Source organism: Shinella fusca, assembly GCF_014203155.1.
Lineage (GTDB): Bacteria > Pseudomonadota > Alphaproteobacteria > Rhizobiales > Rhizobiaceae > Shinella > Shinella fusca.
Genome location: NZ_JACHIK010000032.1, coordinates 1 through 16921 on the forward strand (window position 1 = coordinate 1; position 16921 = coordinate 16921).

Sequence of the window (16921 nt, forward strand, 5' to 3'; positions counted from 1 at the left end):
ATCGCTGCAGTCGTCGACGTCTTGCCATGGTCAACGTGGCCGATCGTGCCGATGTTTACGTGAGGCTTGTTGCGCTCAAACTTACCTTTTGCCATTTCCGGCTCTCCGTTCCTGATCCCGCGAGGGGAAATTCATTCAAAACTGGTGGGGTGCACCCCGGTCACTTCTGACCGGAGTACTTTGCCTGGATTTCCTGTGCGACGTTCGACGGAACCGGCGCGTAATGGTCGAAGACCATCGAGTACTGGGCGCGGCCCTGCGACATGGAGCGCAGGTTGTCGACGTACTTGAACATGTTCGCCAGCGGCACGTTGGCGGAGATCACGACGGCGACGCCGCGCGATTCCTGGCCCTGGATCTGGCCACGACGGGAGTTCAGGTCGCCGATGACGTCGCCGACATAGTCTTCCGGCGTTACGACTTCGACCTTCATCATCGGCTCCAGCAGCTGGGCGCCGGCTTCGCGGGAGGCTTCACGGAAGCAGGCACGCGATGCGATTTCGAAGGCGAGGACCGAGGAGTCGACGTCGTGGAAGGCACCGTCGATGAGCGTCGCCTTGACGCCGAGCATCGGGAAGCCTGCGAGCGGACCCGAGGACAGGACGCTTTCGATGCCCTTCTGGACGCCCGGGATGTATTCCTTCGGAACAGCACCGCCGACGATCTTGGATTCGAAGACGAAATCTTCGCCGTCCGGGTTCGGTTCGAACACGAGCTTCACGCGGGCGAACTGGCCGGTACCGCCGGTCTGCTTCTTGTGCGTGTAGTCCTTCTCGGTCTTGCGCGTGATCGTCTCGCGGTAGGCGACCTGCGGGGCGCCGACATTGGCTTCGACCTTGAACTCGCGACGCATGCGGTCGACGATGATGTCGAGGTGAAGTTCGCCCATGCCTGCGATGATCGTCTGGCCGGATTCCTCGTCGGTCTTGACGCGGAAGGACGGGTCTTCGGCAGCGAGACGGTTGAGCGCGAGGCCCATCTTCTCCTGGTCGTTCTTCGTCTTCGGCTCGATGGCGATCTGGATGACCGGCTCGGGGAATTCCATGCGCTCGAGGATGACCGGCTTCAGCGGATCGCAGAGCGTGTCGCCCGTGGTCGTGTCCTTGAGGCCGGCGAGAGCGACGATGTCGCCTGCGAAGGCTTCTTCGATGTCTTCACGCGAGTTGGAGTGCATCTGCAGCATGCGGCCGACGCGCTCGCGCTTTTCCTTGACCGTGTTCATGACCGACGTGCCCTTTTCGAGCTTGCCGGAATAGATGCGGGCGAAGGTGAGCGAACCGACGAAGGGGTCGTTCATGATCTTGAAGGCGAGCATGGAGAGCGGCTCGCTGTCGTCGGCATGACGCTCGATCTCGGCTTCCGTCTTCACGTCGATGCCCTTGATCGCCGGGATGTCCGCCGGGGACGGCAGGTAGTCGACGACGGCGTCGAGGAGCGGCTGGACGCCCTTGTTCTTGAACGCGGTACCGCAGAACATCGGGTGGAACTTCACCTCGATGGTGCCGCGGCGAACGAGTTCGCGGATCTTGTCGTTGTCCGGATAGTTGCCTTCGAGATAGGCTTCCATCGCGGCTTCGTCGATTTCGACGACGGTCTCGATGAGCTTCTCGCGGTATTCTTCGGCCTGGGCCTTCATGTCTTCCGGGATCTCGACGACGTCCCACTGGGCGCCGAGCGATTCGTCGCGCCAGACGAGAGCGTTCATCTCGATCAGGTCGACGACGCCCTTGAAGTCGCTTTCAGCGCCGATCGGCAGCTGCATGACGACGGCGGTCGCGCCGAGACGCGACTTGATCATGGACACCGAGCGGTAGAAGTCGGCGCCCGTCTTGTCCATCTTGTTGCAGAAGATCATGCGCGGAACGTTGTACTTCTCGGCCTGACGCCAGACGGTTTCCGTCTGCGGCTCCACGCCGGCGTTGGCGTCGAGAAGGGCGATCGCACCGTCGAGCACGCGCAGCGAACGCTCGACTTCGATGGTGAAGTCGACGTGGCCGGGGGTGTCGATGATGTTGAAGCGGCGGGTCTTGCCGTCACGGCCCTTCCAGAAGGTCGTGGTGGCGGCCGACGTGATCGTGATGCCGCGTTCCTGCTCCTGCTCCATCCAGTCCATCGTGGCGGCGCCGTCATGGACTTCGCCGATCTTGTGGGACTTGCCGGTGTAGTAGAGGATGCGTTCGGTCGTCGTCGTCTTGCCGGCGTCGATATGCGCCATGATACCGAAATTTCGGTAGTCTTCGATTTTATATTCGCGAGCCATTAACGGACTCCTTTCGAGACGTCTAGTTTCGGTTACCAGCGGTAATGCGAGAACGCACGGTTGGCGTCGGCCATCTTGTGCGTGTCTTCGCGCTTCTTGACGGCGCTGCCGCGGTTGTTCGCTGCGTCCATGAGTTCGCCGGAAAGGCGCTCGACCATGGTCGTTTCGTTACGCTTGCGGGCAGCGGCGATCAGCCAGCGGATGGCCAGAGCCTGACGACGCTCCGGACGGACATCGACCGGAACCTGGTACGTCGCACCACCGACGCGGCGCGAGCGCACTTCGACGTGCGGGGCGACGTTGTCGAGGGCAGAATGGAACACAGTCACCGGATCCTGCTTGGCCTTGCCCTGGACGACATCGAAGGCGCCGTAAACGATCGTTTCGGCGACGGACTTCTTGCCGTCAAGCATGATGGCGTTCATGAACTTGGTGACGACGAGGTCGCCGAACTTCGGGTCCGGGTTGATCTCGCGCTTTTCTGCTCTATGGCGACGGGACATATTTTTCGTCTTTCTTCAAAAGGTTCCGACCAGCGAAATGGCGCCGGTTACTGTATTATTTCGGACGCTTCGCGCCGTACTTGGAGCGGCGCTGCTTGCGGTTCTTGACGCCCTGGGTGTCGAGAACGCCGCGGATGATGTGGTAGCGCACGCCCGGCAAGTCCTTCACGCGGCCGCCACGGATCATGACGACGGAGTGTTCCTGCAGGTTGTGGCCTTCGCCCGGGATATAGCCGATGACTTCGAAGCCATTGGTCAGGCGGATCTTGGCGACCTTACGCAGAGCCGAGTTCGGCTTCTTCGGGGTCGTCGTGTAGACGCGGGTGCAAACGCCGCGCTTCTGGGGGTTTTCCTGCAGGGCAGGAACCTTGTTGCGCTTTACCGACGCCTGGCGCGGCTTGCGGATCAACTGGTTTACGGTAGGCATATAACCATCCCTTGCAAATCTAGTCTCGTTACCCTTGCGGGCGGATCGTCGTCACCCTTGCGGGCGAGTACATGGCCACACGCGTGTTCATGCGCAATAAGAGGCCATTCCGCTTTTACGGATGGCCTCGTTAGGCAGAGGACGCGCTATAACCGCGTCATGCGTGCAGCATTCATGTTCTCAACGTGCGTCGAGCCCTGTTTGAGGCGAACTTCAGAACGAGTCATTCCGAACCAGCCAGCCTCACATAGGCTCTGATGGCGTGCGGAATACTGACTAAAGGGTCAAAGGTCAAGGGGCGGGGCGAAAGAATCCCGGCCGCGAAGGGCTGATACGCCTGAAAAGCAGGGCTTCGAGCCCCTCTCCTCTCCGCTTTCGCCAGCCTTCGACGCGCAAAAGCCATCGCCCGGGAACATTAAGAAAGCATGAAGACGGAATCAACAGGAAAGCATTGCCGCACCGGCCGCCCGCCCACCGATTCCCTCCTCCGGCTTTTTGCGAGGCCGGCGATTTTGCGTTTGGGTCCGGCCGCCCTACCCTTTATAGAACGAGCACAACCCGATCCCGAAAGGAGACCGCCATGGCGTCCAGTGCCGACAACGACAACAACACGCTCGACGACCCGATGGTCTTCATCATCATCGGCAAGGCCTACGAGCGCGAGGGCGACGAGGGCATCGACATCCACGTCATGCTCAGCGCGCCGGACGACGACACGGCCGTGCGCGAGGCGTTGAACGCCCTTTCGGAGGAAGGCTTCCTCGAAGCCGACCTCGACCAGATCGGCACGCTCACCGGCGCACCGGAAGACGAGCCGCACGCCTCCGCCTACAAGGGCGCGCTCGAAGGCGAAGTCGCGATCATCCGCTTCGCGTAAGCGCAAACCCCTAAAATGCAGAAAGCCGCCCGGATGCCGGGCGGCTTTTTTGTTTGCGGGAAGAGGAAGGGCGGCGGACCGCCCTTCCCTTCGAGCCTTATTCGGCAGGCGTCGTCTCGCCGCCGGCGAGGTCCGCCAGCATCGGGGTGGCAACGCCGGCGCCGGTCGACTTGCGCCGCTCGTCGAGGATCATCTCGTCGCGCGCCGTCGCGATGCGGCGGATCTGCGTCATGGTGCCGCCCGTACCGGCCGGGATGAGGCGGCCGACGATGACGTTCTCCTTGAGGCCCTGCAGGCCGTCGGTCTTGCCGGCGATCGCCGCTTCCGTGAGGACCTTGGTGGTCTCCTGGAACGAGGCGGCCGAGATGAACGACGGGGTCTGCAGCGAGGCCTTGGTGATACCGAGAAGGACCGGCTCACCCGAAGCCGGCTTCTTGCCTTCTTCGATCAGGGCGTCGTTGACGTCTTCCAGCTCGATACGGTCGACGTTGTCGCCGACGATATAGGTGCTGTCGCCGGCATCGGTGATCTCGACCTTCTGCAGCATCTGGCGAACGATCACCTCGATGTGCTTGTCGTTGATCACCACGCCCTGCAGTCGGTAGACTTCCTGGATTTCGTTCACGAGGTAGGAAGCGAGTGCTTCCACGCCCTTGATCGCCAGGATGTCGTGCGGCGCGGGGTTGCCGTCGAGGATGTAGTCACCCTTTTCGATGTAGTCGCCGTCCTGAAGGTGGAAGGGCTTGCCCTTCGGGATCAGGTACTCGACCGGCTCGACACCGTCTTCCGCCGGCTCGATCGTCACGCGACGCTTGTTCTTGTAGTCGCGGCCGAAGCGAACCGTACCATCGATCTCCGCGATGATGGCGTGGTCCTTCGGACGGCGGGCTTCGAACAGTTCGGCAACGCGCGGCAGACCGCCGGTGATGTCCTTGGTCTTGGCGCTTTCCAGCGGCGAGCGGGCAAGAACGTCACCCTGGGAGACCTTCTGGCCCGGTTCGACGGAAAGGATCGCGTCGACCGAAAGCAGGAAGCGGGCTTCGCCACCGCGGGACAGCTTGGCGACGGCGCCGTTCTTGTCCTTGATGACGATGGCCGGCTTCAGGTCCGTACCGCGCGGCGTCGAGCGCCAGTCGATGACCGAACGCTTGGTGATGCCGGTGGATTCGTCGGTCGTTTCGAGAACCGAGATGCCGTCGACGACGTCTTCGAAGTGAACGGTGCCTTCCACTTCCGTCATCATCGGACGGGTGTAGGGGTCCCACTCGGCGAGACGCTGGCCGCGCTTCACCTTGTCGCCGTCGTCCACGAAGATCTTCGAACCGTAGGCGACGCGCTGCGCGGAACGCTCCACGCCACGCTCGTCGAGGATCGTGATCGCCATGTTGCGGCCCATCGCGACGAGGTTACCGTCGGAGTTGCGCAGCATGTTGCGGTTCTTGATCTGTACCGTGCCTTCATACGAGGCTTCCAGGAACGACTGGTCGACCACGGTCGCCGTGCCGCCAAGGTGGAAGGTACGCATGGTGAGCTGGGTGCCCGGTTCACCGATCGACTGCGCCGCAATGACGCCGACGGCTTCGCCCATGTTGACGGGCGTGCCGCGTGCAAGGTCGCGACCGTAGCAGACGCCGCAGACGCCGGTCTGGATCTCGCAGGTCAGCGCCGAACGGATACGGATCGACTGGATGCCGGCCTTCTCGATTTCGACGACGTCGGCTTCGAGGATCATCTTGCCGGCATCGACGATGCGCTCGCCGGTGATCGGGTGATCGATGTCGTCGAGAGCCGTGCGGCCGAGAACGCGGGTGCCGATGGAGGCCACGACCTGGCCGGCATCGACGATCGCCGTCATCGTGAGGCCCTTGTCGGTGCCGCAGTCGACATGCGTGACGATGCAATCCTGCGCGACGTCGACGAGACGGCGGGTCAGGTAACCGGAGTTCGCGGTCTTCAGGGCGGTGTCGGCCAGACCCTTGCGGGCGCCGTGCGTCGAGTTGAAGTACTCGTTCACGGTCAGGCCTTCCTTGAAGTTCGAGATGATCGGCGTTTCGATGATCTCGCCCGACGGCTTTGCCATGAGGCCGCGCATACCGCCCAGCTGGCGCATCTGGTTCGGAGAACCGCGGGCGCCCGAGTGGGACATCATGTAGATCGCGTTCATCGGCTTCTGGCGGCCGGTCTCGGGGTCGAACTCGACGGCCTTGATGCGGGCCATCATGTCTTCCGCGACCTTTTCGGTGGCCTTGCCCCAGGCGTCGACGACCTTGTTGTACTTCTCGCCCTGGGTGATCAGGCCGTCGTTGTACTGCTGCTCGTATTCCTTGACGAGGTTTTCGGTGTCACCGACGATCTTCGCCTTGGTATCCGGGATGACCATGTCGTCCTTGCCGAACGAGATGCCGGCGCGGCAGGCATGGCCGAAGCCGAGCTGCATGATGCGGTCGCAGAAGATGACCGTGTCCTTCTGGCCGCAGTGACGGTAGACCGTGTCGATCATCTTGGAGATGTTCTTCTTGGTCATTTCCTGGTTGCAGATGTCGAACGGGATGTTGCCGTTCTTCGGCAGCAGCTCGCCGATGATCATGCGGCCGGGCGTCGTCTCATAGATCTTCGTGTAGGGCTTGCCGTCGGCGTCGACCGACTTGTAGCGACCACGGATCTTCGCGTGCAGCGTGACGACCTTGTTTTCGAGCGCATGGTGCAGTTCGCCCATGTCGGAGAAGGCCATGCCTTCGCCCGGCTCGTTCTGGTTCTGGATCGACAGATAGTAGAGGCCGAGAACCATGTCCTGCGAGGGAACGATGATCGGTGCGCCGTTCGCCGGATGCAGGATGTTGTTCGTCGACATCATCAGCACGCGCGCTTCAAGCTGGGCTTCCAGCGAGAGCGGGACGTGGACGGCCATCTGGTCGCCGTCGAAGTCGGCGTTGAAGGCCGTGCAGACGAGCGGGTGCAGCTGGATCGCCTTGCCTTCGACCAGGATCGGTTCGAAGGCCTGGATGCCCAGGCGGTGCAGCGTCGGCGCACGGTTGAGGAGCACCGGATGCTCGCGGATGACCTCGTCGAGGATATCCCAGACTTCCGGCTTTTCTTTTTCGACGAGCTTCTTGGCCTGCTTGACGGTCGAGGAGAAACCCTTCGCGTCGAGGCGGGCGTAGATGAACGGCTTGAAGAGCTCGAGCGCCATCTTCTTCGGCAGGCCGCACTGGTGCAGCTTCAGTTCCGGGCCGGTCACGATGACCGAACGGCCGGAATAGTCGACGCGCTTGCCGAGCAGGTTCTGGCGGAAGCGGCCCTGCTTGCCCTTGAGCATGTCGGACAGCGACTTCAGCGGACGCTTGTTGGCGCCGGTGATGACGCGGCCGCGGCGGCCGTTGTCGAACAGGGCGTCAACCGATTCCTGAAGCATGCGCTTCTCGTTACGGATGATGATGCCCGGTGCGCGCAGCTCGATGAGACGCTTCAGACGGTTGTTGCGGTTGATGACGCGGCGATAGAGATCGTTGAGGTCGGACGTCGCGAAACGGCCGCCGTCCAGCGGGACGAGCGGGCGCAGGTCCGGCGGGATCACCGGAACGACCTTCATGATCATCCATTCCGGACGATTGCCGCTCTCCATGAAGTTCTCGACGATCTTCAGGCGCTTCATCAGCTTCTTCTGCTTCAGGTCCGACGTGGTCTCGGCCAGGTCGGAGCGCAGATCGCCGGCGATCTTCTCGAGGTTCATCGAGGCGAGCATCTCGTAGATGGCCTCGGCGCCGATCATCGCCGTGAACTGGTCTTCACCATATTCATCGACGGCGATCATGTACTCTTCTTCGGAAAGAAGCTGGTTTTCCTTGAGCGCGGTCAGGCCCGGCTCCGTCACGATGTAGTTCTCGAAATAGAGAACGCGCTCGACATCCTTCAGCGTCATGTCCAGCAGCGTGGCGATGCGCGAGGGAAGCGACTTCAGGAACCAGATATGGGCGACGGGCGCGGCGAGCTCGATATGGCCCATGCGCTCGCGGCGAACGCGCGACAGCGTGACTTCGACGCCGCACTTTTCGCAGATGATGCCCTTGTACTTCATGCGCTTGTACTTGCCGCACAGGCACTCGTAGTCCTTGATGGGGCCAAAGATGCGCGCGCAGAAAAGGCCGTCGCGTTCCGGCTTGAACGTACGGTAGTTGATCGTTTCCGGCTTCTTGATCTCGCCGTACGACCAGGAAAGGATCTTTTCCGGAGACGCGATCGAGATCCGGATGGAATCGAACGTCTGCGCAGGCACCTGCGGGTTGAAAAGGTTCATGACCTCTTGGTTCATGCCTATCTCCTTAGTGGGCCAGTGGCCCTCTGCTTAGCAGCCGATTGCGGCGATACCCGGGTGCCGCAGGCTGCTTGAAACGGATGAGCCGCCCCCGCCTTGCGGCAGGAGCGGAGATGGTGCGCGCCTTTGCGGCGCGCACCCGATCAGGCTTATTCCGCCGCGTCCGGAAGCTGGCCGGCTTCCGCGTTCGGATCGACCTTGGAGTTCTCGAGCTCCACCGACAGGCCGAGCGAGCGCATTTCCTTGACGAGAACGTTGAAGCTCTCCGGAATGCCCGCCTCGAACGTGTCGTCGCCGCGCACGATCGCCTCGTACACCTTGGTGCGGCCCGCCACGTCGTCCGACTTCACGGTCAGCATTTCCTGCAGCGTGTAGGCGGCGCCGTAGGCTTCGAGCGCCCAGACTTCCATTTCCCCGAAGCGCTGGCCGCCGAACTGCGCCTTGCCGCCCAGCGGCTGCTGGGTAACGAGCGAGTACGGACCGATCGAACGGGCATGGATCTTGTCGTCCACGAGGTGGTTCAGCTTGATCATGTACATGTAGCCGACGGTCACCTTGCGGTCGAAAGCCTCACCCGTACGGCCGTCGTAAAGAACCGACTGGCCGGAAGAGTCGAGGCCCGCACGCTTGAGCATGCCGGCAACGTCGGGCTCATGCGCACCGTCGAAGACCGGCGTTGCGATGGAGACACCCTTGCGGGACTGCTCGGCGAGCTTGACCAGGGCGTCGTCGTCGAAGTGGGCGACTTCGTCCTTGGCTTCGCTCTCGTAGACTTCCGTCAGCTCGCGCTTCAGGTCGGCGATGTCCATGGTCTTGCGATACTCGTCGAGCAGGTCGCCGATCTTCTTGCCCATGCCGGCGCAGGCCCAGGCAAGGTGGGTTTCGAGGATCTGGCCGACGTTCATGCGCGAAGGCACGCCCAGCGGGTTGAGGCAGATGTCGACATGCGTGCCGTCTTCGAGGAACGGCATGTCCTCGATCGGCAGGATGCGCGAGACGACACCCTTGTTGCCGTGACGGCCGGCCATCTTGTCGCCCGGCTGGATCTTGCGCTTCACGGCGACGAAGACCTTAACCATCTTCATGACGCCCGGGGGCATCTCGTCGCCGCGCTGGACCTTCTCGACCTTGTCCATGAAGCGCTGTTCGAGGCGCGACTTGGATTCGTCGTACTGGCCGCGGAGCGCTTCGATCTCGCCCTGGACCTTCTCGTCCTCGACGGCGAACATCCACCACTGCGAGCGGGGATATTCGGAGATGACGGCGTTCGACAGCTCGGTGCCCTTCTTGAAGGCCTTCGGGCCGGCGACGGCGACGTGGCCGCGCAGCATGTCGATCAGACGGCCGTAGACGTTACGGTCGAGGATCGCCTGCTCGTCGTCACGGTCCTTGGCCAGACGCTCGATCTCTTCACGCTCGATCGCCATCGCGCGTTCGTCCTTCTCCACGCCATGGCGGTTGAAGACACGAACTTCGACGACCGTGCCGAAGGTGCCGGGCGGCATGCGCATGGAGGTGTCGCGAACGTCGGAGGCCTTCTCACCGAAGATGGCGCGCAGGAGCTTTTCTTCCGGCGTCATCGGGCTTTCGCCCTTCGGGGTGATCTTGCCGACCAGGATGTCGCCCGGCTGAACCTCTGCACCGATATAGACGATACCGGCTTCGTCGAGGTTCTTCAGCGCTTCTTCCGAGACGTTCGGAATGTCGCGCGTGATTTCTTCCGGACCGAGCTTCGTGTCGCGGGCCATGACTTCGAATTCCTCGATGTGGATCGAGGTGAACACGTCGTCGGAGACGATGCGTTCGGACATCAGGATCGAGTCTTCGTAGTTGTAGCCGTTCCACGGCATGAACGCGACGAGCGCGTTGCGGCCGAGTGCCAGGTCGCCGAGGTCGGTCGACGGACCGTCCGCGATGATGTCGCCCTTGTTCAGAACGTCGCCGACGGTCACCAGCGGGCGCTGGTTGACGCAGGTGTTCTGGTTGGAGCGCTGGAACTTCTGCAGGCGGTAGATATCGACGCCCGACTTCGACGGATCGAGGTCTTCGGTGGCGCGGATAACGATACGGGTCGCGTCGACCTGGTCGACGACGCCGCCGCGGCGGGCCGCGATGGCAGCGCCCGAGTCACGGGCGACGACCGGTTCCATGCCGGTGCCGACGAACGGGGCTTCCGCCCTGAGGAGCGGCACGGCCTGACGCTGCATGTTCGAGCCCATGAGCGCGCGGTTCGCGTCGTCGTTCTCGAGGAACGGGATGAGCGCGGCCGCGACCGAAACGAGCTGCTTCGGCGAAACGTCCATGAGGTTGATCTGGTCGCGCGGGGCGAGCATGACTTCGCCGGCGTGGCGGCAGACGACGAACTCTTCCGTGAAGGAGTTGTCGTCGTTCAGCACCGAGTTGGCCTGGGCGACGTGGTACTTGGCCTCTTCCATGGCGGAGAGGTAGACCACGTCGTTCGTGACCTTGCCGTCGACGATCTTGCGGTACGGGCTTTCGATGAAGCCGTACTTGTTGACGCGGGCGAAGGTCGCGAGCGAGTTGATCAGACCGATGTTCGGGCCTTCCGGCGTCTCGATCGGGCAGATGCGGCCGTAGTGGGTCGGATGAACGTCGCGGACTTCGAAGCCGGCGCGCTCACGGGTCAGACCACCCGGGCCAAGGGCCGAAAGACGGCGCTTGTGGGTGATTTCCGAAAGCGGGTTCACCTGGTCCATGAACTGGGAGAGCTGCGAGGAACCGAAGAACTCGCGAACGGCGGCGGCCGCCGGCTTCGCGTTGATCAGGTCCTGCGGCATGACCGTGTCGATCTCGATCGAGGACATGCGTTCCTTGATCGCGCGCTCCATGCGGAGCAGGCCGAGACGGTACTGGTTCTCCATCAGCTCGCCGACCGAGCGGACGCGGCGGTTGCCGAGGTTGTCGATGTCGTCGATCTCGCCCTTGCCGTCGCGCAGCTCGACCAGCATCTTGACCACGGCAAGGATGTCTTCCTTGCGCAGGATGCGGACCGTGTCCTCGACGTCGAGGTCGAGGCGCATGTTCATCTTCACGCGCCCGACGGCGGAGAGGTCGTAACGCTCCGCATCGAAGAACAGCGTGTTGAACATGGCTTCGGCCGATTCCATCGTCGGCGGCTCGCCCGGGCGCATGACGCGGTAGATGTCGAACAGAGCGTCCTGGCGGTTCTCGTTCTTGTCGGCGGCGAGCGTGTTGCGGATGTAGGCGCCGACATTGATGTGGTCGATGTCGAGGACCGGGATTTCGTCGAAGCCCGCCGACAGGATGACCGGCAGGGTCTTCTCGTCGATTTCGTCGCCGGCTTCGAGATAGATCTCACCCGTCTCGTAGTTGACGACGTCTTCGGCGAGGTAGTTGCCGTAGAGGTCCTCGTCGGTCGCCTTGAGGGCCTTGAGGCCCTTTTCGGAAAGCTGCTTGAGCAGACGCGGCGTCAGCTTCTTGCCGATCTCCACGACGACTTCGCCGGTGTCGGCGTCGATCATATCCGAAACGGCCTTCTGGCCCTTCAGCGCGTCCGGATTGAAGGGAATGCGCCAGCCTTCGCCGTCGCGCTGGTAGAGCGACTTCGTGTAGAAGGTCGACAGGATCTCTTCGCCGTCCATGCCCAGCGCCATGAGGAGCGAGGTGACGGGGATCTTGCGGCGGCGGTCGATGCGCGCATGGACGATGTCCTTGGCGTCGAACTCGATGTCGAGCCAGGAACCGCGATACGGGATGACGCGGGCGGCAAAGAGCAGCTTGCCGGAAGAATGGCTCTTGCCCTTGTCGTGGTCGAAGAACACGCCCGGCGAACGGTGCATCTGGGAGACAATGACGCGCTCGGTGCCGTTGACGATGAACGTGCCGTTGTCGGTCATGAGCGGCATGTCGCCCATGTAGACGTTCTGTTCCTTGATGTCCTTGATGGACTTGGCGCCCGTATCCTCGTCGATATCGAACACGATGAGGCGCAGCGTCACCTTGAGCGGCGCCGCATAGGTCAGGTCACGCTGGCGGCATTCCTCGACGTCGAACTTCGGCTGTTCGAATTCGTAGGAGACGAATTCGAGCATGGAAGCGCCGGAGAAGTCCGTGATCGGGAAAACCGACTTGAAAACGGCCTGAAGGCCCTCGTCCGGACGACCGCCGGCGGGCTCTTCAACCATCAGGAATTGATCGTAAGACGCCTTCTGAACCTCGATGAGGTTCGGCATTTCAGCGACTTCGGGGATTTTTCCAAAAAACTTGCGTACGCGCCTGCGACCGTTAAACGAAAGGGTCTGAGCCATCGTCGCTCCTTCAAATTAAGCATCCGGGCCTGCAACGGACGGGGTTCGCTGGCCAGTCGATCCCGTCGATCATGGGTTGGATCAATCTCGTCTTCTCTGCCGGGTTACGGGCCGGATTGCCCTATAGCCTGGCGGAAGACCATCCTCTTGAAGAACCCATTACCCAAAAGCCGGTTTTCGCGGCTTTTGGGTAATCAGTCCGGAGGAATCGTCAATGGGAGAGGGTCGAAACCCTCTCCCACCGCATTCCGGTATTACTTGACGTCGACCTTGGCGCCGGCGTCCTCAAGCTTCTTCTTGAGGTCGGCAGCTTCAGCCTTGGAAACGGCTTCCTTGACCGGCTTCGGAGCGCCTTCGACGAGGTCCTTGGCTTCCTTGAGGCCGAGGCCGGTGATGCCGCGGACTTCCTTGATGACGTTGATCTTGTTGGCGCCAGCGTCAACGAGGATAACGTCGAACTCGGTCTTTTCTTCTTCGGCAGCAGCCGGAGCAGCACCGCCGCCGACGGCAGCGACAGCCACGGGAGCAGCAGCCGAAACGCCCCACTTCTCTTCGAGCAGCTTGGAAAGCTCAGCAGCTTCCAGGACGGTCAGCGAGGAGAGGTCTTCAACGATCTTTGCGAGATCAGCCATTTTCGTATTTCCTTTTGTTCGGTTCGAACTGGTGTGTTTGATTTACAGCGAAAAACCGCCTTACGCGGCTTCGTCCTTCTTGGCGTAGGCTGCGAACACGCGGGCAAGCTGGCTTGCCGGTGCTGCAACGACCGTGGCGACGCGCGTTGCCGGGGCTGCAATGAGGCCCAGGAGCTTTGCACGCAGCTCGTCGAGCGAAGGCAGAGTCGCAAGCGACTTGACTGCTTCTGCGTCGAGCGTGGTCGCACCCATGGCGCCACCGAGAACAACGAGCTTGTCGTTGGTCTTGGCGAAATCCATGGCTACCTTCGGAGCGGTCATCGGATCATTTGCATATGCAATGAGCGTCTGACCCTGGAAGAGATCGGTGATCCCTTCCGATTCCGTACCCTGAAGGGCAATTTTGGCCAGGCGGTTCTTCGCGACTTTGACGGTACCGCCAGCTGCACGCATCTTCGTACGAAGATCGTTCATCTGTGCAACGGTGATGCCGGCATAGCGGGCCACGACAACCGAACCGGAAGCCTTGAAGACTTCATTCAGCTCCGTGACGAATTCGCGTTTTTCCGCTCTTTCCACTGCCTATCTCCAGTTGACAGGACCGTGACTTCTCACGGGGGCCTGCCGGGTTTGCCTTTGCCGCCAGGGATCCCTTTTCAAAGATCCCGAGCGACGCTCGAGGATCCTGTCCCCCCGCGCTCGGCCCAAAAAGCCGCGGCACAGGCAAGGTAGGTTCGAACCGAATTCCGCGTCATCCGACGCTGAGTGAAATTCAGGTCTCACCCGTCTCATGCAGGCAACGTGATTAAGGCCAAAATCCCAAGAGAAATGGGCCACCTGCAATCTCGGACAGGAGTTCCGGGTTGCCCCGGAAATTCCCGGCCAGACAAGGCCGGGAATTCTTTCGGGAGCCGGCCGGAGCCGGATCCGAATTATGCGTTGACGCTGGACGGGTCGACCTTGACGCCCGGGCCCATCGTCGACGAGATGGCAACGCGCTTGACGTAGTTGCCCTTGGCGCCGGCCGGCTTCGCCTTGATGACGGCGTCAGCGAAAGCCTTGATGTTCTCTTCCAGTGCCTTGGCGTCGAAGGAAGCCTTGCCGATGCCGGCGTGGATGATACCGGCCTTCTCGACGCGGAACTCGACAGCACCGCCCTTGGATGCCTTGACGGCGCCTGCAACGTCCATGGTGACGGTGCCGACCTTCGGGTTCGGCATCATGCCGCGCGGGCCGAGGACCTTACCGAGACGGCCGACGAGCGGCATCATGTCCGGGGTCGCGATGCAGCGATCGAAGTCGATCTTGCCGCCCTGGACGATCTCGACGAGATCTTCGGCGCCGACGACGTCCGCACCGGCTGCCTTGGCTTCGTCAGCCTTGGCGCCACGGGCGAAGACGGCGACGCGAACGTCGCGGCCGGTGCCGTTCGGCAGGTTGACCACGCCGCGGACCATCTGGTCGGCATGGCGCGGGTCGACGCCGAGGTTCATGGCGATCTCGACGGTTTCGTCGAACTTGGCCGTCGCACGCTCCTTGACGAGAGCGATGGCGTCCGAAAGGGCGACGAGCTTGGTCGGGTCGATGCCTTCACGGATCTTCTGGAGACGCTTTGCTACCTTGGCCATGATCAACCTACCACTTCCAGGCCCATGGCGCGGGCGGAGCCCTCGACCATTGCCATCGCGCCTTCGATATCGGCGGCGTTGAGATCCTTCATCTTGGCTTCGGCGATCGACTTGATCTGAGCCTTGGTGAGCTTGCCGACCGAACCGCCCTTGCCGGGGGTCTTCGAGCCGGACTGGATCTTGGCTTCCTTCTTGAGGAAGTAGGTCACCGGCGGCTGCTTCATCACGAAGGTGAAGGACTTGTCCTGGTAGTAGGTGATGACGACCGGGATCGGCATACCCTTTTCCATTTCCTGCGTCGCTGCGTTGAACGACTTGCAGAATTCCATGATGTTAATGCCACGCTGACCAAGCGCCGGGCCGATCGGCGGGGACGGGTTTGCCGATCCTGCCTTGACCTGAAGCTTGAGCTGGCCTGCAACTTTCTTAGCCATTTCTCTCTGCCTTTCAGAATGCGGCCGGTTGCCCGGCCCTCGATGCCGGCCCGAAGACCGGCGGCTGCGGTTGCGTGGTGCGGTGCGGGCGCCCGGCTACAGGCCGCCTTCCCTTCCACGCGATCGGCGGAAACCTCCGCCACCAACCTTCGATGAAGATTGGATTTCAAAGGGCAGCGCCGGAAGGCGCCGCCGAAATCAGATTTTCTCGACCTGGGCGTATTCCAGCTCGACCGGGGTGGCGCGGCCGAAGATCGACACTTCCACCTTGAGGCGCGAACGCTCCTCGTCGACGTCCTGGACGATGCCGTTGAACGAGGCGAACGGACCGTCGGAAACGCGAACCTGCTCGCCGATCTCGAAGGAGACCGAAGGCTTCGGACGGTCGACACCGTCCTGGACCTGCGAGAGGATCCGCTCGGCTTCGCTGTCCGGGATCGGAACCGGCTTGTTGTCGGAACCGAGGAACCCCGTGACCTTCGGCGTGTTCTTGATGAGGTGATACGCCTCGTCCGTCAGGTTCGCCCGCACCAGCACATAGCCGGGGAAGAACTTGCGTTCGGAATCGACCTTGCGGCCGCGACGCACCTCGACAACCTTCTCGGTCGGCACGAGGATCTTTTCGAAGAGGTGATCGAGACCCTTCTGGCGGGCCTTGTTCTCGATATCCTCGGCGACCTTCTTCTCGAAATTCGAATAGGCGTGGACGATGTACCAACGCGAAGCCATGTTCATCTCCAACCGATCAAGCGCCGACGCCAAGGACGAGGCCGACCAGAAAACCCATCAGGTGGTCCGCTGCAAAGAAGAACAGCGCAGTCAGGAAGACCATGACGAAGACCATGACCGTCGAGATCATCGTCTCGCGCCGCGAGGGCCAAGTCACTTTCGCCGTCTCGGAGCGTACCTGCTGCAGAAACGCAATCGGATTCGTTTTCGATGCCATTGAATGTCCACGCCATTACGGCGCGTAAAGCTGAACTCTCAGCCCCACGCACCGCGTGTCTGTTTTGCCCTACATAAAGCCCGATTCCCTTTTTCACAAGAGGCAACCGGACTTTTAACGAATTTAGGCGGCCCGTGCCACCATGCCATCGCCCGCCGTCGCTGCAAGTGGTCCGCGCTGTCCGGCGAAAATGGCAGGGGCAGAGGGGCTCGAACCCCCGACCTGCGGTTTTGGAGACCGCCGCTCTACCAACTGAGCTATACCCCTTCTCGCCCGCCGCATCCCGGACAAAGCGTCCGTACCGGCAAGGCATGGCGTCTTTACGGCGCGCGGGCGCGCTTGGCAAGTGCGAAAAGTGTATTTCTTACAACAAATCAGTGCGCATCCACCTGCGCCGCGCACGCCGCCCGGATCCTCGGGTCAAGCCCGAGGATGACGAAAGAAGCGAAGCGAGAGAGACACCAAGAACGGATCGGAAGCCGCGCCGCCCGACTGTTCCTCCAGTACGTCCCTCCCCTCCGTCATCCTCGGGCTTGTGTGGATGAGATGTGGTTTACTTGCTTGCATCGGCCGGGATGCGCATCCCGGCCGATGCAGGCAGGTGGCCGTTCCC

At 62.0% G+C, this 16921-nt stretch carries 13 protein-coding genes and 1 tRNA gene; 1 reads left to right on the plus strand and 13 read right to left on the minus strand.

The genetic code is table 11. From position 1 onward, the window contains the following. The 4 genes from HNQ66_RS23660 to rpsL form a co-directional block, all read right to left on the minus strand. Nucleotides 1-95: GTP-binding protein (locus HNQ66_RS23660; RefSeq protein ID WP_244523315.1), on the minus strand; the 95-nt coding region annotated here is incomplete at its 3' end. A 65-nt stretch (nucleotides 96-160) separates the two neighbouring features. Continuing rightward, nucleotides 161-2260 carry an elongation factor G gene (gene fusA, locus HNQ66_RS23150; RefSeq protein ID WP_184147233.1) on the minus strand — a complete coding sequence of 700 codons (2100 nt, stop codon included), beginning with the start codon at nucleotides 2258-2260 and terminating at the stop codon, nucleotides 161-163. A gap of 32 nt (nucleotides 2261-2292) precedes the next feature. After that, a complete protein-coding gene (rpsG, locus tag HNQ66_RS23155) occupies nucleotides 2293-2763 on the minus strand; it encodes a 30S ribosomal protein S7 (protein ID WP_069059038.1) in 471 nt (156 codons plus the stop codon). A gap of 55 nt (nucleotides 2764-2818) precedes the next feature. After that, nucleotides 2819-3190 (minus strand): 30S ribosomal protein S12, encoded by a 372-nt coding sequence (gene rpsL / locus HNQ66_RS23160; protein WP_022719193.1) that lies wholly within the window; start codon nucleotides 3188-3190, stop codon nucleotides 2819-2821. 580 nt (nucleotides 3191-3770) lie between these two features. On the opposite strand from rpsL, the gene HNQ66_RS23165 reads away from it, so the two are divergent. Next, nucleotides 3771-4067 (plus strand): transcriptional regulator, encoded by a 297-nt coding sequence (locus HNQ66_RS23165; RefSeq protein WP_184147235.1) that lies wholly within the window; start codon nucleotides 3771-3773, stop codon nucleotides 4065-4067. Nucleotides 4068-4164: 97 nt separating this feature from the next. Here HNQ66_RS23165 and rpoC read toward each other — a convergent pair whose 3' ends face one another. The 9 genes from rpoC to HNQ66_RS23210 all read right to left on the minus strand — a co-directional run bounded on the left by rpoC (nucleotide 4165) and on the right by HNQ66_RS23210 (nucleotide 16575). Beyond that, the gene (gene rpoC / locus HNQ66_RS23170; protein ID WP_184147237.1) at nucleotides 4165-8376 is read right to left on the minus strand and encodes a DNA-directed RNA polymerase subunit beta'; all 4212 of its coding nucleotides are present in this window, start codon (nucleotides 8374-8376) and stop codon (nucleotides 4165-4167) included. Between the two features lie 152 nt (nucleotides 8377-8528). After that, the gene (gene rpoB / locus HNQ66_RS23175) at nucleotides 8529-12668 is read right to left on the minus strand and encodes a DNA-directed RNA polymerase subunit beta (RefSeq protein WP_184147239.1); all 4140 of its coding nucleotides are present in this window, start codon (nucleotides 12666-12668) and stop codon (nucleotides 8529-8531) included. 254 nt (nucleotides 12669-12922) lie between these two features. After that, nucleotides 12923-13300 carry a 50S ribosomal protein L7/L12 gene (gene rplL / locus HNQ66_RS23180; protein WP_064329845.1) on the minus strand — a complete coding sequence of 126 codons (378 nt, stop codon included), beginning with the start codon at nucleotides 13298-13300 and terminating at the stop codon, nucleotides 12923-12925. A gap of 60 nt (nucleotides 13301-13360) precedes the next feature. Further along, nucleotides 13361-13879: a 50S ribosomal protein L10 gene (rplJ, locus tag HNQ66_RS23185; protein WP_184147241.1), complete on the minus strand. Its 519-nt coding sequence runs from the start codon at nucleotides 13877-13879 to the stop codon at nucleotides 13361-13363. 353 nt (nucleotides 13880-14232) lie between these two features. Beyond that, nucleotides 14233-14928 (minus strand): 50S ribosomal protein L1, encoded by a 696-nt coding sequence (gene rplA / locus HNQ66_RS23190; RefSeq protein ID WP_184147243.1) that lies wholly within the window; start codon nucleotides 14926-14928, stop codon nucleotides 14233-14235. A gap of 2 nt (nucleotides 14929-14930) precedes the next feature. Next, a complete protein-coding gene (gene rplK / locus HNQ66_RS23195; protein WP_064329842.1) occupies nucleotides 14931-15362 on the minus strand; it encodes a 50S ribosomal protein L11 in 432 nt (143 codons plus the stop codon). Nucleotides 15363-15560: 198 nt separating this feature from the next. Next, the gene (nusG, locus tag HNQ66_RS23200) at nucleotides 15561-16091 is read right to left on the minus strand and encodes a transcription termination/antitermination protein NusG (RefSeq protein WP_119259257.1); all 531 of its coding nucleotides are present in this window, start codon (nucleotides 16089-16091) and stop codon (nucleotides 15561-15563) included. 16 nt (nucleotides 16092-16107) lie between these two features. Then, nucleotides 16108-16308: a preprotein translocase subunit SecE gene (gene secE / locus HNQ66_RS23205; RefSeq protein ID WP_184147245.1), complete on the minus strand. Its 201-nt coding sequence runs from the start codon at nucleotides 16306-16308 to the stop codon at nucleotides 16108-16110. A gap of 191 nt (nucleotides 16309-16499) precedes the next feature. Beyond that, nucleotides 16500-16575 (minus strand) — tRNA-Trp (locus tag HNQ66_RS23210). Nucleotides 16576-16921 lie beyond the last annotated feature (346 nt).

Excerpts from the sequence above, each read along its gene's own strand:
- secE (WP_184147245.1), bottom strand. The coding sequence starts at position 16,308 with ATGGCATCGAAAACGAATCCGATTGCGTTTCTGCAGCAGGTACGCTCC.
- rpoB (WP_184147239.1), bottom strand. The coding sequence starts at position 12,668 with ATGGCTCAGACCCTTTCGTTTAACGGTCGCAGGCGCGTACGCAAGTTT.
- rplA (WP_184147243.1), bottom strand. The coding sequence starts at position 14,928 with ATGGCCAAGGTAGCAAAGCGTCTCCAGAAGATCCGTGAAGGCATCGAC.
- rpsL (WP_022719193.1), bottom strand. The coding sequence starts at position 3,190 with ATGCCTACCGTAAACCAGTTGATCCGCAAGCCGCGCCAGGCGTCGGTA.
- rpsG (WP_069059038.1), bottom strand. The coding sequence starts at position 2,763 with ATGTCCCGTCGCCATAGAGCAGAAAAGCGCGAGATCAACCCGGACCCG.
- rplK (WP_064329842.1), bottom strand. The coding sequence starts at position 15,362 with ATGGCTAAGAAAGTTGCAGGCCAGCTCAAGCTTCAGGTCAAGGCAGGA.
- rpoC (WP_184147237.1), bottom strand. The coding sequence starts at position 8,376 with ATGAACCAAGAGGTCATGAACCTTTTCAACCCGCAGGTGCCTGCGCAG.
- rplL (WP_064329845.1), bottom strand. The coding sequence starts at position 13,300 with ATGGCTGATCTCGCAAAGATCGTTGAAGACCTCTCCTCGCTGACCGTC.
- HNQ66_RS23165 (WP_184147235.1), top strand. The coding sequence starts at position 3,771 with ATGGCGTCCAGTGCCGACAACGACAACAACACGCTCGACGACCCGATG.
- fusA (WP_184147233.1), bottom strand. The coding sequence starts at position 2,260 with ATGGCTCGCGAATATAAAATCGAAGACTACCGAAATTTCGGTATCATG.
- nusG (WP_119259257.1), bottom strand. The coding sequence starts at position 16,091 with ATGGCTTCGCGTTGGTACATCGTCCACGCCTATTCGAATTTCGAGAAG.